The organism is Lactobacillus amylolyticus DSM 11664, assembly GCF_000178475.1.
Classification (GTDB): domain Bacteria; phylum Bacillota; class Bacilli; order Lactobacillales; family Lactobacillaceae; genus Lactobacillus; species Lactobacillus amylolyticus.
Map to the genome: position 1 here is coordinate 1 of NZ_ADNY01000007.1, position 14,393 is coordinate 14,393.

Here is a 14,393-nt window from a genome sequence, read left to right on the forward strand (position 1 = left end):
AGTTACTAACAAATTGAGGGTTTCAAAGTATATTTAATATTGTCAGCTGGCAAAACAAGAAAAAACAAGTAAGGAGACTAAAAATGTCTGAAGATATAAAAAATAAGGTTGCAAGATTTCAAGCAACCCAAAATGTCAATAACAGTGTTACTACTCAAGTAGCTGCAAATAAATTAGGTAGTACTTTTGCTAATGTTCGTGAAAATAAAAATACTCCTGTTCAGGTTTTGATGAACAAGGAACTTCCTGCATTAATTGGCTCGTATTATGTTTTAGTTTCTGCCGAATACCAAGAGACTACGGATAATGATTCTGGTGATGTGCATACTGCAACTGTCTACGTAGTAAAAACAATCTCCAAAAAATCAAAAGCTAAGGTAGGTACGTTGCTTACGATCAAGGTCAAAGATAGTAAACCAATCATTAGCGATAATGAACTAACTAGTATTATGTTAGGAGAAGCGAAGCCTATTGTAGTTAGGTTTAAGGATATTGCACATTACGCGTATATCGGCGGCGAAAGCTTGAATGCAACAAAAGCAGAAAAAGTGAATATTTCTCCAATAGAAGCTTCAAAGCTATGATGAAATACGATACCAAAAAAAGTAAAATTGTAGATTATATGGTAGATCTATATATTTTTGTCTTTTGTTTATTATTAGCTTTTATTATTGGTGCAATTGGATTCGTAATCACGCATAAAGCCAAGATATTTGATATCTGTTTATTAATAGGTATATTATATCCAGCTTTTAGAATTTTGAAAGCGACGTTAAGAGATGATAAAGAGCAAATTTATCGCGATAAATTGCTTAAAGTAGCCAAATCAGCTAAGATCGTAAATTTAAGAACGCCAACATCTCTTTCAATGTTAATTGATAATCGTCAAGTATTAGATGGACCGATTTTTGAGGTGAAGTTTTTAAGAGACTTTGTTCAAATAAAAGTACTGCCAGATGGCTGTCCCAATGCTGATAATATTTATCAACTTCAACATAGGTTGGAAGAGCAATTTGGACTAACCGCACAATTAATCAGTAAGCGAGATTGCGCTATATATATGCTGTATTCTGAACCTAATCAAGGTAGAAGAATTTCCAATGCAGATTTTAGATAATAAAGCCATATATATTGATTCCAATCATCCAATACCAGTAGTTAATTCTGCTGGTATTTTATTGATGGGATTACCTGGTACAGGTAAGACGTTTACAGGAACTCTTATAGCTTTGAGAATTATTCAAAAGTTTGGTGGATTGTTGGAAATTGCGGATAGTAAACGCAGTGATTTGTATAATTTGAAGAATTATCTTGTCAATGGTGAAAAACGTGTCTCTGCGACTCCTAATCAAATTGCACGTATGTTACGTATAGCAGTTCAGAATTTAAATAATCGCTATGAACATTTCAATTATCATTGGGGATGGAACTGGTTAGATTATCATTTGCGACCAGTAGTAATTTTCCTAGATGAAACAAGTGCAACTTTAGCAGAGGCAAGTGAAAGCAAGAATTTGAAAAACGAGATACTTTCCTATTTAAAGCAGTTAATTTATCGTGGTCGACAATTAGGATACTTCTTGATTTTATCAGGGCAGAGATTAAGTTCATATAGCATTGAGCGAGACATTACTTTAGAGTTATCTACTCGTATTGTTATGGGAGGGAATCCTGATTCTGATACTTTGAGAATGGCATTTCCGGGAGTAGATGTAAAATCATTAAGTATTCCTAAGTCGTTGCCAGGGCATGGATTAATTTATACTGATTTATCAGGTACTAGCACTCCGCAAGTTTTTGTATCAGATGATATTACAAATTTAGATATTCCTAAAACTTTAAATATTTTGGATACCAAAGCAAATAGAAGAAAATTTGCAGATGAAAGTAGTTATTGGAAATGGTGAGCTGTAAAAATGGAATGGTTTTTAGCAGAGCGGCAGCTCACACCCAGTTAGTAGAACGGGGGTAGTGCCAAATAAAAATGAAAGCAATAAAGAATATAAAAATTGACCAAATCCGCTTTACAGTTCCAATTAATGAAAGCTCCTTAAAAGATACAGATGAACCGAATGTCATTAAAGCAATTGACAGGTATTTCAAATTTAAATTACTTTTTGATAAACCGCTTAAAAAACCAACAGGGAAGAATGGTTATACTAATTCAATACTGTGGGGAGCCAGTGAACAAGGCGGATTAATATCAGTAATGTATAATCCAACTCGTGCTGATATGGGAGTATTAATTGATTTTACCGCGACTGGAAAATATCTCTATGAATCTCTTTGCCAGCTTAATGGAATTGACGTTAATTGGCGAAAGATTATCACTGTAATCTATCAACGCTTTAAGGGGCATGCAACAAGAATTGACATTGCTATTGATTTAATTAATAAAGGTTATTCTGTAACTTCGATTTATGAAAAGTTAAAATCAGGTGAGTATGTATTTATTAATCCAATTAAGCAAAGAATCAACTTTAATCGAATCCAATACATTGGTAGAAGTGACGAAATTAATACTATTTATGTTGGAAGCAGATATTCCGATGTCTATTTACGAATTTATAATAAAAAAATTGAGCAGATGGATAATAAAGGTATCTATCATACTTTGGCAATTAATTGTCATGATTGGGTGAGAATTGAAGGGGAATTCAAGAATAAAGAGTGCCATAAAATTGGAGCTATGGTTTCAACATTGGCTGAAGATAATATTGAACCATATTTAGCCAGTTACGTTAATAAGCATTGGAAATTAGTTTTTAATAATGACTGAGAAAAAAACAGATTATAAATTAACTCCTTTTTGGAAAGAAATTGCAGAAATTGTTAAAACACCTAGTTATAAAGGAGAAGAGATAAAATCAAATGGTGACTTTATCCTATATAGGAAGATAATAACATTCTTATATAGAGGATCAGCGGGAACACTCTTTGAAATAAAACAAGCGTTAGGAGAAGAAAAATTAAAATCTTTTTTTGACTATTTAAATTTTTATTTAAGCAATGCTGAAACGCCAGGGCATTATTATCCTTCTAAATTGGTGAATAAGCAGATTAGAGAAATAAAGCAAACTAGAGAACTGTTTGATTTGAATGATACGTTAAATCAAATTAGCAAGGTTGAGTTTGAAAAACATGGTGATAAGAGTGCAAAGGGATGGTTACCAAATGAAAGTCCAAGAAAGAAAAAATTGGTTAAATAGAAAAGCCCTAGCAGAAGCTCTAGGTATGAGTGAAACAACTCTTTGGCGAGTTATGAAGTCTAACCAAACTATTGCTAGGGTAAATAAGCTGAGGAAGTGCCCAACACATAGAAATTATGCAGGAGGACGTAAATATTACTTGGTAAATGAAGTTCAAGCCTGGATTGATTACATTGATGACTTTAATTTGAAAGAAAAGAGTTAATCAGCTTATAATTTAGGAGTACCATATTTAGTACTCCTTTTTTAATAGGGAGAATAAATAGAATGGCAATCTTAAAAATCAAAAAAGGACAATACGAAGGAAAATATCGAATCAGAATACAACCTGTAGACCCTGTTACTGGTAAAAGAGTAACCATCCCTGTTGAATATGCTGATACACGTAAGGAAGCCAAGGAAAAAGAAAAGACTATGTGGTCAGAATATAAGGCTAATCTCCATTTGGGTGAAGGGGATGCAATTTTTACGGATTCATTTCAGAGGTATGTTAATCAACGGGCTAGTTCAATTAGCCCAGTTACCTTGAAGAATTGGCAAGAGTCAGCTAATGCTTTTAAGCAATATTTTGGAAAAGCTAAAGTTAAAGATATTACTACAGCATTAGTTTCAAGATATGCTCATGACTACGTAGACAAGAACAAAGCAACTGTTAGCAAATCTTCCACTATTGCTAAACATTTAATCCATATGCGTAATTTCTTTAAATCAATTCAAGGTAAAGGGATAGAAGAAAATCCAGTGCCGGAAGCTCCATTGAAAGTGTTCTTTAGACAAAACGAATTTTCAATTTCAAAAGATTGGTACATTTTTACTGATACCCAGTTAAATGAAATTAGAGCTTTAATTGAAAAGGATTTAGAGCATAGTTCCGTAGTGAATTGGAGTAGCAAACTAGCTATTTTAATTGAGAGTTATACTGGGATGCGTATAGGAGAATTACAAGCTATCAAGTTTAGCAATATAGTTTTTGAAAATAACGCTTGGACTTTCAAGATAAATGACAGTTGGTCAGATTACATGAGTGATTTTAACGGTAGTTTAAAGGCAAGACCTAAAGGTTATTCTAGGGTATTACCACCTGTACCTGAAGAAGTTGTAATATTGCTCAAGCGCTACAGGGACAAGCAGTCAGCCTTTCTAAAAGAACATGAACTTGATAATCCTTTGGACTTAGTTTTGATCAACTTGCATGACTATAAGAGCATATCTAGTAACAGACCGATTAGGCAGAAGAGTATTAATGATATGCTTAAAGAAATTTGTAAAAAACTTGGGATTGAAGCTAATGGTAAACAATTAAGCATGTATTCTTTTAGACATACAATGTGTACTAAATTAGCCAATACTCCAGGGATGTCATATCCATGGGCAGCTGAAAAGATGGGACATTCACTTCAAATGTTTATGAATACTTATGTTGGAATCAATCCAGATATAGATAAGCAAATGACCCAATTATTAATAGGAGAAAAATAGTTAAATGTGTTGACTAAAGGCACATTTAAGTGCGAAGAAAGACTTACAAATATTGCTGTTATAGGGCTTAAAAGTGTTGAACTAAAAGCTTCTAGTTAGCATTAGAAAGATTCGTTTTTAATGATTAACCTTGATTTATCAACGTTTTACGAAGATAAGTTAAGGTTAATTTTTTGTATAAAGGTAAATGATGCACAATAAGTGCACCCTGTTAATTTGTTAAAGTGCAATTTTTGCACGCGGTTTTTTTGAGAGTCGTACTTTTTATCTGCATTACAAAGACAAATATGATTTACTGGATAAGCTCGAGCAGAAATTATTTGATGATCTTAAAATCAATTTTCAAAAAGAGCGTCAAAGTATTATCAGAAAAGTAGTAAAGGATAAAACAGATCTGTGGCGTAAAAACTATCTCTTTTTGAATGGAATTATAGGAGCAATTGATCAAGAACGTGATCTGTATAGGGTGCTTTTTTCAAATAATGGTGATCAGCGTTTTTGGCAAAAGCTGCGGGCGATCTTAACTAAAGAGATAAGAAGCAGAGCCCAGTTATATAACGTGCATCTTACTGATAAAATTCCATCATATTATGCCCAAGAATTGCTTATCGATGGATTACTAAGTTTGATTAGGGCCTGGATAGACAATCCTCATCCCGAAAGCGTTGAACACTTTTCAAAGATTCTAAATTTTAGTCAAATGTTAGCGCCAATAGATTTGCTTGAAAAAATTAGGACAAAAAAGATCGAGCTATCAAAGCTCGATCTTTTTATTAGGCAGCTTTTGCCTTTTTCTTTTTTCCAATTTGGTCGTCCAATCAAAATTCCTAATGGCGGAACCTTGAAGCAGAAGTAGGAAATGAGCCAAGCTACAGCAATTACGAATAGCAATCCAAAGGGCAACATGATCAATAATTGCCAGCTTGGAACGTAAATGTTAACGGTTGTTAGGAAGTGATCCAGCAAAATTATTGGTGCAGTTTGAGTCAAATAAATACCGAATGATAATAAAGATGTCATTCTGACCAACTTGGAGAAGCGTTGCCACTTAGGTTGGGTTCTAACTTCTGCGTATTTCAATGAAACAGAGATCGCAGATAAGATGACTGCCGTTGAATAAACCATAATGTATGGTTGGTGAGCAAGCTGGGAAAGGTGACGATGGAAGTTCATGATTTTTGCGTTGAACAAGTATAGCGGAATTGTTCCCAAGCTAAGCAGGACAGTCGCTGAGTAGATCCAATAACGATATTTTCGAATCCATTTTTTAACAGTATCATAATGAATCCAAACATATCCACCTAGGACGAAATAATCTTCGTAGAAGAAAACATTATTGCCGTAATACTTCAAGAGGAACGGCCAGCCAGCATGACTTTGATTTGGAAAAATCTACTTTACGTAGAACAGCATGATCATTTGAATTGCAGCTGAAATTGCTAAAACGGTATTGTGATGGTCCTCAGTTTTCTTAAATAGCCAAACCAATAAAGGAAAGACCAGGTAGAACTGCATGGTGACATACAAATAGTAGAGGTAGAACTGTTTGGCATATAGTACATCGTTAAGCCAGGTAGTAAACCAGTTGTTCCAAGTGAAATCAGCTCTATGGAATAGCTACATGGTAATGAAAAGGGAAACTCCCATCCAGAATACGTAGGGGATACCAATATTGCCGATATGTTTTATCCAAAACTTCTTCAAATGAATTATAATAAACCAAAAATAATACCAGAAACATAAAACCATATCGTGCAAAGTGCAGCATCATGTGACTGGCTAACATTAATTCATGTGAATGCGAGCCATTTACGAAAGCGTCGGTATAATGCGATGTAACGTGTGTGGCGAGAACGGCCAACATGAAGAAACATCGCATTAGATCAACTTCGTATAAATAAACTCGATGTTTTTTCTCTGTTTTCACAAATATAGCTCCTTTGAATACTAATATTAAAAAATTATAAACGGAAGATGTGATCAAAAAAACATAATAATGTTAACAAATGGTTACAAAATAAAGAACCAACTTACAATATGTAAGCTGGTTCTTTACCAAAAAAATGCAAATAGAAGTTTAAATATAGAGTGAGGGGAAAGTGTAGAGAATAGGATGTATTTGGATAAATTTATGGAGTTATATATTCCCCTCTATTTATTAAGTACGTAAAAAAATCGATTTTTACCGAAAAAATTTCAATTTTTTTAAACGACGACGTCTCATGGAGAAAAAAGCATGATATTGAATTTTTCAATACCATGCTTTTCTTTATTTTTTATTTTTTCTAATCTTGCTCTTAACCTCCGTATATCCATCCAGAACATTCGCATAACGTCCTAAAGTGAAAAGATAGTCAGATAATCGATTGATGTATTTTAAGTTGCTAGGAGCCAATTTTTGCTCTTCACGGTTCAATTTTACCAATGAGCGTTCAGCTCGGCGAGCAATTGTCCGTGCATATTGTAAGTTAGCTCCAGTTTTCATTCCTCCTGGCAAAATAAATTCAGGAATTTTAGGAATTTTTGCAGTTAGTTCATCAATTCTGCTTTCCAACTCGCTAACTTTTTTATCATCAATTTCCTGACGATGCTTGACTACGATATCGGCTTCAAGCAAGTAGAGATTGCGTTGCAGGTCATGCAGTTCATCGCTTAGACTCAAACATTTTTCTGATAAATTTGCAATCACCACTCCGATGTATGACTGCAATTCATCAATATCGCCTAAAGCAACGATTTGCAGATCATCTTTTGGCACCATCTTGCCGCTGACCTGCTTGGTTGTTCCTTGATCGCCAACTTTAGTGTAAATTTTGATTGTCATTTCATCTTTCCTCGATTGTATCGTTCAAGTGCTAGAGTTAATGGCTTGTACAAAATAGGGTAGAAGACAAAATTGCCGATGCAGTGGTAAGTATCAAACAAGAAACTGCCAGCAGTGTAAACGATAAAGGCTTCCCAGCCACCCCAAATTGACATGCCAAAGTTAATAATAAGGCCATAGACATAACCTAGCAGGGTAGCAAGAATAATTTGCAGCCAAAAATGTTTACGAAAAACGGGAATTTTGCCAAACAAAAAGACTACTAACACACAAACAGCATAAGCAGCGATCTGCGGCAAAGTCCAAATTCCGAAACCTAAGAAGATGTTGGAAATGACCATTACCAAGACTGCTAGTGCGACTCCAAATCCAAATCCCATTTCCAAAGTTGAGATCATTAAGATATCAGTTACTGGTTGAACGTTTGGAACCGGAATAATGTGCGCCACTCTTAGCACGACAGCCATTGCCGTCAAAATTGCTAATAAAGCAAGTCGCTTAATTTGTTTATGTGTAGTAGTCGACATTTTGTTAAATCACTCCATTTTAAAATTAAAATTTGCTCCGTGTCCACACGACTCTATCTTTGTTGTGTAGATAAACTTTGTTGGCAGCATTAGCCCATTTACCATTTACGGTGTAGGTCCAATAAAGCTTTTTAGATTTATTTTGGCTATAGCCATGAATGCTGGTAACAAAACCGCCAGAAGACTTTACTTTCCAGCATTTTTTAAGTGCTGCTAAAACAGTAGTATGTTTTTTAACTCTAATATTCTTTTTAGCAATTGTTTTCTTATTATTTTTCAAAGTATATGTAACTCTGATTGTCTTAGCAGCCTGAACGTGGCTATGGTTTGCATCTGCGATGCCAACAGCACCCAAGGATAACAGGATAACAGTGAAAAGTAAACCGAGCTTTTTAACTAATTTATTCATTTTTAATCCTCCAAGAATTTTGATTTTTATTTAATTGGGCATGCTCCGCCTTCACAATCGGTTTGACCAACCAATTCAAGGTCTTTTTCATCATCGTTTTGCTTCATGAAGACTGCTTCAACATCTCCCTTGATTTGAGCAGCTCTTTCTTCATACTTTTCTTTATTAATTGGCTCTTTTGGAGCTTGTTTTAAGCTGCCGCCATAGTATGGAAGAAGTGAAGTTGACTTGATGATGTGGCGGTATTGATGAAGAAGTGGGGCAATTTGCTTGCTTTCACCATCTTGGAAAGTAACGGTACATGATACGGCGTTATCTGACCAGTAGGTTTGCAAAAATGCTTGCGTAGCAAATTGTTCGCCGATTGATACAGTACCGGCAGATGCAAATTGCTTGCTGTCAGCGTTAGCAGCACGAAGTGGAAATTCTACACAAATAGTATTCTTAGTGTAGATATCAGGTTCAGTGTAGTAACCACATTCCTTAAGGGCTGGCAATAATGGGTCAGAAGCTTGGAATCTAATTCTTTGGATCATGTAGCCAGCGTAGTGGAAGTGCATCCCTTCGGAAACACCTGCAAGTTTAGCTACAGTACCTGAAGGCTTAACAGTTGTGTGCTTGATCGAAGTGTTGCAGCCTAAAACATCGCTGTAATCTTTATCAGCTTTAACAACTGCTTTATAAAGGCCATCGAAGGTCTTTACGATTTCTGGATCATAGATTGGCTTCTTAATTGCTGCACCAGTTTCAGGATCTTTAGCATCTTCCCAACCGGTAACAACACGGTGACCAAAGCGTGACAAGATCCAGTCTTGAATACCAGACATTGAAATACCGATACGACGATTCTTTTGAATAATCTTTCTTGATATTTCCCAATCGTAGTGACTGAAGGTTACACGCTTAGCAAAACGAACAGCTAAAGCAAAGGCTTCTTTTAAGTCCCAGCCTTGTTTTTCAGCAACATAAGGGAAGACTTCAAACAAGTTGCATGGTTCACCGTTAGATAAGGAAATTTCGCCACATGGGTTTGTTCCTTCGACGTTATCATCGATGCCAGCTTGGTAACCATCGACAATTCGGCCGTAGTTGCGAGAAAGTTCAAGATTAACAACGCCAGGTTCACCATTATGCAAAATTCCGTCGGCAATTGGACCGTAATTATCGAATTTAGAATCAATTGCAACACTGTTATTTGATGCCCAACGGTGGTGGTAAAGCTTATCTTTATCTTGCTTCATCTTAATGAAGTCTTGGTCGTCATTTGAACCCAAAGCAAGTTCAGCAGAACGACGAACGTTACCAGCAACAACTGTCTTACCAATCAAGTTGCAGATATCAGTTGCGTCAACGGCAGTTAATTTTTCACCGGCCTTAGGATTGATAACCTTATTAATATCAAAGAACATTTCAACTAAAGGCATTGGACCTGAAGCAGTGCCGCCGAAGCCATGAATCTTAGTACCGTAAGGGCGAATGTTGCTGATATCTAAGACTAACTTCTTTTTGCCCTCAGGATTAGTAGCATTGAAGTGCATATCAATCAGTCGAGCATTTGCCAAAACCCAGCCTTCGCGAGTATCAGGCAATTCGTAGTAAACGTAATCGTCTTTATCTTGATTTTGCTTTTGCCATTCTTCTTTATCAGTAGCACCTAATTTAACAGAAGCATCATATGATAACTACTGTTAAATCGATCTTTTGATCAACTTTAGGAATTTGCTTGATGTTGTCTTTTACAACTGAAAAGCCAACGCCGCCCTTCATTAATTGATCGAATAGGAAGGAGAAAGGCATGGAGACAGCTTTTTCTCTCTTATCAATGTAAGAAGGCACGATGTGACTGTCGCCATATTCTTGAGGACGAATAGCGATGAACCAGCAGTTGTTTAATGAATCGCCAGTCCGTTTTTGATAATCGGTTCCTGAAATCCAAAGGTTACGACCTGAAGGGGTAGCTGATAAGCCATAAACTAAACGGAATAATCGTTTAGCTTCATTGGTCAATTCGCTGATAACTTTTTTAGAGGGAGAGTCTTTTAGACGTGGATCAAGGTTGATGTTACCTTCGATCACACGCTTAACTGTCTCATCCCAGTTTTCTGAACGATCTTGATCAGGAAGCCAACGGGCATAAGTTCTCTTATAGGTTACCCAGCCAAGTTCACCCCAGTGAGGTTTGATTTCATGTTTCACTTGATCAATAAAGTTTTGATCTAGTTCAATTCTAGTAGATGGCATGTTTTTCACTCCTAAAAGATTATTATTGTTTCACAAAACACATTATGTATGAGCACATATCTAAATGTACCACAATATCTTGTGGTTTGTAGAAAATTATCGCGGATAGCATTGATTTGTAAACTGCAAATCCCATCAGAATAGGGCTAATAAATTAGAAAAAATTTTAGATAAAATGTGGTATAGCTTTAGAAAGCAAAAAATATAGAAAATTATCATGTTACAATCAAAAATAATGGAAAAAACGAGGTTTGATTCATGAATACAGCTTGGCAAAAATTTAAAGACAATGTGCCATTGCGTAGAGTTGTCGTATTTTTGTTAATCGTAGCTTGTTTGTACGAGATGCGGGCAATGATGAATACGATTCTGTTAACATTTATTTTTACTTACGTAATCGTGCACCTGATTCGTTTAGTACAGCGTTACATTCCTAAGATGCCGACAGGGATAATAGTTGTCGTCATGTATCTGATAATTCTGGCGCTATTGTATTTCATTATAACGGTTTACTTGCCCATGCTGGTGGTGCAAATCAGTAAGATGGTGAAGTCCGTTATGGCATTTTATGAAAGCGATGAATCGTTGCGTTTGATGTCGTACGTAACGCGTTACATTAGTAAAGGTGAGTTGATTGAACAGGCAAAGCACGCTATGACTTTTGCCTTTCACACTGCTACTAATATCGGCACGCTGACCATCGCGACATTTATGTCACTGATCTTAAGTTTCTTTTACACGATTGAATTAAAGAAGATGAGAGAATTCTCTAGTTTATTCGTTAAAAGCGGCTACTTGAAGTGGCTCTTTGAAGATATTTGTTACTTCGGTAAAAAATTTACCAATACCTTTGGTGTAGTGCTTGAGGCCCAATTCTTTATTGCGATTTGTAACACAGCTTTGACAATGATCGGTTTGGCTATAATGAGAATGCCACAGATTGTCGCCTTAGGTTTGATGGTCTTCATTTTGAGTTTGGTTCCAGTTGCTGGTGTAATCATTTCACTGATTCCGCTAAGTATTGTGGGCTACTCAGTAGGCGGCATTCGCTACGTGATTTATATTTTCATTATGATCATGATTATTCACGCCGTTGAAGCCTATGTCTTAAATCCTAAGTTCATGGCCAGCAAGACTGAATTACCAATTTTCTACACATTCTTGGTTTTGCTTGTGGCAGAACATTTCTGGGGCACCTGGGGCTTGATCGTAGGTGTGCCAATCTTTACTTTCTTCTTGGATGTTTTAGGCATTAAGCCAACTAAAAAGAGTAAGAAGAAGGCAGTTCTAAAATGAGATTATTACTGACAGGCGACAGCATCATCGCACGCAATGAAGGCAAAGAAGAGCCGCATATTAGCTGGAATTTAAAAAAGATGTTACCTGACGTAGAAATTGAAAATACTGCAGTGTCGGGGATCAATTCAGGTGCGTTTTTTGCAAGACTTAATGAATTAGTTTTGAGCGTGAAAAAGTGCGATAACTTGGTAATTTTACTTGGGACTAATGATCTGGCAACGCATAAGCAGGTACCGTTAACGCAATTTAAGCAAAATATGGAATTGATTTGTTCAGCGATAATTTGTGCATATTATCCGCCACATGTTTTGCTTGTTTCGCCACCCGCCGTTGATGAGGAAAAGCAGCTTGTGCGCGATAATGCTTTAGCAGAAAAATATGCCAAAGCAGTCGAAGAAGTCGCTCAGGAATATCATTTTAGATATGCGGATTTATGTCAGGCGATGCTAGATGCAGGGGACATCAAGAAGACTGCCCAAGGAATGAAAAATGATGGTTTGCACTTTGGGGATGCAGGCTATGAGATATTAGCTAAATTGATTGTTAAAAATTTGAAGAGCATGTAAAAAAGAGGCCGAAAGGCCTCTTTATTTTTTATTCAATTAAATTATCTTATTGCCGCAAACAACAATCCACCCACGGCTACCAGAGCCAGGAATGGGACGAGCAAGTATGCGCAAAATACGAAAATCAATCCGGCAATGAGTAAGAAGCCGAAAATCTTGATTAAGCCAACCCCCAATTTGAAGAAAAGCCAAATCAAGAAAATTGTTAACAAAAGTGAAAGCATAGTTTCATACCTCCATAATCTATGAGAATATTTTACTACCAAGAGATGGAGAGAGCGTAGATTAAGTATGCCGATTTTAGAAAAATCAAGAAATGTTTATGCAATTAAGTTACCGTTAACAGAGCAAATCATATTGAAAGCTCTTTCTGAAATCGATATCATATTAAAATATGAAAGCGATTTATATAGAAGGAGAAAGAGAACTTGAAGCAAGAAAAATCAGGTTTACCAACGCTAGCCGCTTCCACTATTTGGATGATTAGCTTAGGTTATTTAGGCGTACAAATTGCATTTACTTTGGAAACTTCACAAATGAGTAGAATTTTCCAAACTTTAGGGGCTGACCCAACAAAATTAGGTTGGTTCTTCATTTTGCCACCACTTGCTGGTCTGGTGGTGCAACCAGGAATCGGATCCTTATCAGATCGTACTTGGATTCCTAAAATCGGGAGAAGATTGCCATATTTATTGATCGGGATGATTTTTGCCGTTATCACGATGGTCATTTTGCCCAACGTCGGTAGTTTCGGTTTAGGATATGGATCCTTAGAAGCACTTATCTTTGGTGCTGTCGCAATCGCTGTTTTGGATGTCGCTTCTAACATGGCGATGCAACCATTTAAGATGATGATCGGTGATATGGTCAACGACGATCAAAAGTCATATGCTTACGGAATTCAGAGTATGCTTTCCAACTTTGGTGCCGTAATTGCTGCATTCTTCCCATTCTTGCTAACCAGCTTGGGTGTTGCCAACACCGCTAAGAAGGGTGTAGTGCCACAATCAGTTGTCATTTCATTCTATGTTGGTGCAGCTGTTTTGGTAATTACTTCATTGTTCACCATCTTCAGAGTTCATGAATATGATCCAGAAACTTATGCTCGTTACCACGGTATCAAGGAATCAGATAACAAAGAAGGTGGCGGTTGGATTGAATTGCTAAAGAAAGCGCCAAAAGTATTTTGGCAAGTTTCATTAGTCCAATTTTTCAGCTGGATTTCATTCCAATACCTTTCAACTTATGCAACTGGTGCGATTGCGCAAAACGTATGGAACACCACTTCCGCTTCTTCAGCAGGCTACCAAATTGCAGGTAACTGGTTCGGTGTATTGACTGCTGTTCAATCAATTGCGGCTGTAATTTGGTCATATGTTTTGGCTAAAGTACCAAACAATCGTCATAAGTTAGGCTACGGCTTAAGTTTGGCATTAGGTGCAATTGGCTACACTTCAATTTTCTTGGTTCATTCACAAATGCTGCTGATTCTTTCATTCATTTTAATCGGAATCAGCTGGGCAGGGATGAACACTTATCCATTGACTATGGTATCTAACGCTTTATCAGGTAAACACATGGGAACCTACCTTGGCTTATTCAACTGTTCAATTTGTTTGCCACAGATTGTCGCTTCATTACTCAGCTTTATCATTTTCCCAATGGTAGGTAACTCAATGCCAGCTATGATGTTAATCACTGGTATTTCAGGATTCTTAGCTGCTTTATCAGTTATCAGCATTAAAGAAACCTACGTAAAATAATTTAGACCAAAATAAAAATGCATGAAGTCAGAATTTGGCTTCGTGCATTTTTTAGTTATTCATTTTGTTAGATCTG

Annotated in this window: 15 protein-coding genes and 2 pseudogenes; 11 read left to right on the forward strand and 6 right to left on the reverse strand. The window is 36.4% G+C overall.

Translation table 11 applies throughout. The features are described from left to right. The first annotated feature begins 83 nt into the window (after positions 1–83). The 8 genes and pseudogenes from HMPREF0493_RS00605 to HMPREF0493_RS09300 form a co-directional block, all read left to right on the forward strand. The gene (locus HMPREF0493_RS00605; RefSeq protein ID WP_006351282.1) at positions 84–584 is read left to right on the forward strand and encodes a hypothetical protein; all 501 of its coding nucleotides are present in this window, start codon (positions 84–86) and stop codon (positions 582–584) included. Then, the gene (locus HMPREF0493_RS00610) at positions 581–1,117 is read left to right on the forward strand and encodes a hypothetical protein (protein ID WP_006351283.1); all 537 of its coding nucleotides are present in this window, start codon (positions 581–583) and stop codon (positions 1,115–1,117) included. The genes HMPREF0493_RS00605 and HMPREF0493_RS00610 overlap by 4 nt, the downstream gene beginning before the upstream one ends. Beyond that, entirely contained in the window at positions 1,101–1,907 is an 807-nt protein-coding gene (locus HMPREF0493_RS00615) for an ATP-binding protein (protein ID WP_006351284.1), read from the forward strand. The genes HMPREF0493_RS00610 and HMPREF0493_RS00615 overlap by 17 nt, the downstream gene beginning before the upstream one ends. 77 nt (positions 1,908–1,984) lie before the next feature. Next, entirely contained in the window at positions 1,985–2,779 is a 795-nt protein-coding gene (locus HMPREF0493_RS00620) for a replication initiation factor domain-containing protein (protein WP_006351285.1), read from the forward strand. Continuing rightward, positions 2,772–3,209, forward strand: coding sequence for a hypothetical protein (locus tag HMPREF0493_RS00625; protein ID WP_006351286.1), 438 nt, complete (start codon positions 2,772–2,774; stop codon positions 3,207–3,209). The genes HMPREF0493_RS00620 and HMPREF0493_RS00625 overlap by 8 nt, the downstream gene beginning before the upstream one ends. Beyond that, entirely contained in the window at positions 3,175–3,414 is a 240-nt protein-coding gene (locus HMPREF0493_RS00630) for a helix-turn-helix transcriptional regulator (RefSeq protein ID WP_006351287.1), read from the forward strand. Before HMPREF0493_RS00625 ends, HMPREF0493_RS00630 begins: the two co-directional genes overlap by 35 nt. Positions 3,415–3,476: 62 nt before the next feature. Next, positions 3,477–4,688: a tyrosine-type recombinase/integrase gene (locus HMPREF0493_RS00635; RefSeq protein WP_006351288.1), complete on the forward strand. Its 1,212-nt coding sequence runs from the start codon at positions 3,477–3,479 to the stop codon at positions 4,686–4,688. 418 nt (positions 4,689–5,106) lie between these two features. Then, positions 5,107–5,367, forward strand: a pseudogene (locus HMPREF0493_RS09300) (TetR-like C-terminal domain-containing protein); the annotation flags it as partial. A gap of 17 nt (positions 5,368–5,384) precedes the next feature. Here HMPREF0493_RS09300 and HMPREF0493_RS08890 read toward each other — a convergent pair. The 5 genes and pseudogenes from HMPREF0493_RS08890 to nrdJ all read right to left on the reverse strand — a co-directional run bounded on the left by HMPREF0493_RS08890 (position 5,385) and on the right by nrdJ (position 10,689). Continuing rightward, positions 5,385–6,041, reverse strand: a complete 657-nt coding sequence (locus HMPREF0493_RS08890) for an acyltransferase family protein (protein WP_006351289.1) — start codon at positions 6,039–6,041, stop codon at positions 5,385–5,387. A gap of 916 nt (positions 6,042–6,957) precedes the next feature. Continuing rightward, on the reverse strand, positions 6,958–7,512 hold the full coding sequence (locus HMPREF0493_RS00650) for a cob(I)yrinic acid a,c-diamide adenosyltransferase (RefSeq protein WP_006351292.1): 555 nt from the start codon (positions 7,510–7,512) through the stop codon (positions 6,958–6,960). Further along, complete coding sequence (locus tag HMPREF0493_RS00655) at positions 7,509–8,039, reverse strand: ECF transporter S component (protein WP_006351293.1); 531 nt, start codon at positions 8,037–8,039, stop codon at positions 7,509–7,511. Before HMPREF0493_RS00655 ends, HMPREF0493_RS00650 begins: the two co-directional genes overlap by 4 nt. Positions 8,040–8,064: 25 nt before the next feature. Then, positions 8,065–8,448, reverse strand: coding sequence for a DUF4430 domain-containing protein (locus HMPREF0493_RS00660; protein WP_006351294.1), 384 nt, complete (start codon positions 8,446–8,448; stop codon positions 8,065–8,067). 26 nt (positions 8,449–8,474) lie between these two features. Continuing rightward, positions 8,475–10,689, reverse strand: a pseudogene (nrdJ, locus tag HMPREF0493_RS00665) (ribonucleoside-triphosphate reductase, adenosylcobalamin-dependent). Positions 10,690–10,947: 258 nt separating this feature from the next. Between nrdJ and HMPREF0493_RS00670 the strand changes: the two are divergent. After that, a complete protein-coding gene (locus HMPREF0493_RS00670; RefSeq protein WP_006351297.1) occupies positions 10,948–11,985 on the forward strand; it encodes an AI-2E family transporter in 1,038 nt (345 codons plus the stop codon). Continuing rightward, a complete protein-coding gene (locus tag HMPREF0493_RS00675; protein WP_006351298.1) occupies positions 11,982–12,554 on the forward strand; it encodes an SGNH/GDSL hydrolase family protein in 573 nt (190 codons plus the stop codon). The genes HMPREF0493_RS00670 and HMPREF0493_RS00675 overlap by 4 nt, the downstream gene beginning before the upstream one ends. Positions 12,555–12,595: 41 nt before the next feature. Here the strand turns inward: HMPREF0493_RS00675 and HMPREF0493_RS00680 are convergent, their stop codons facing one another. Further along, the gene (locus HMPREF0493_RS00680; protein WP_006351299.1) at positions 12,596–12,778 is read right to left on the reverse strand and encodes a hypothetical protein; all 183 of its coding nucleotides are present in this window, start codon (positions 12,776–12,778) and stop codon (positions 12,596–12,598) included. Positions 12,779–13,033: 255 nt separating this feature from the next. Here HMPREF0493_RS00680 and HMPREF0493_RS00685 point away from each other — a divergent pair, with 255 nt between their 5' ends. Then, a complete protein-coding gene (locus tag HMPREF0493_RS00685; RefSeq protein ID WP_373282151.1) occupies positions 13,034–14,317 on the forward strand; it encodes an SLC45 family MFS transporter in 1,284 nt (427 codons plus the stop codon). The last annotated feature ends 76 nt before the right edge of the window (positions 14,318–14,393 follow it).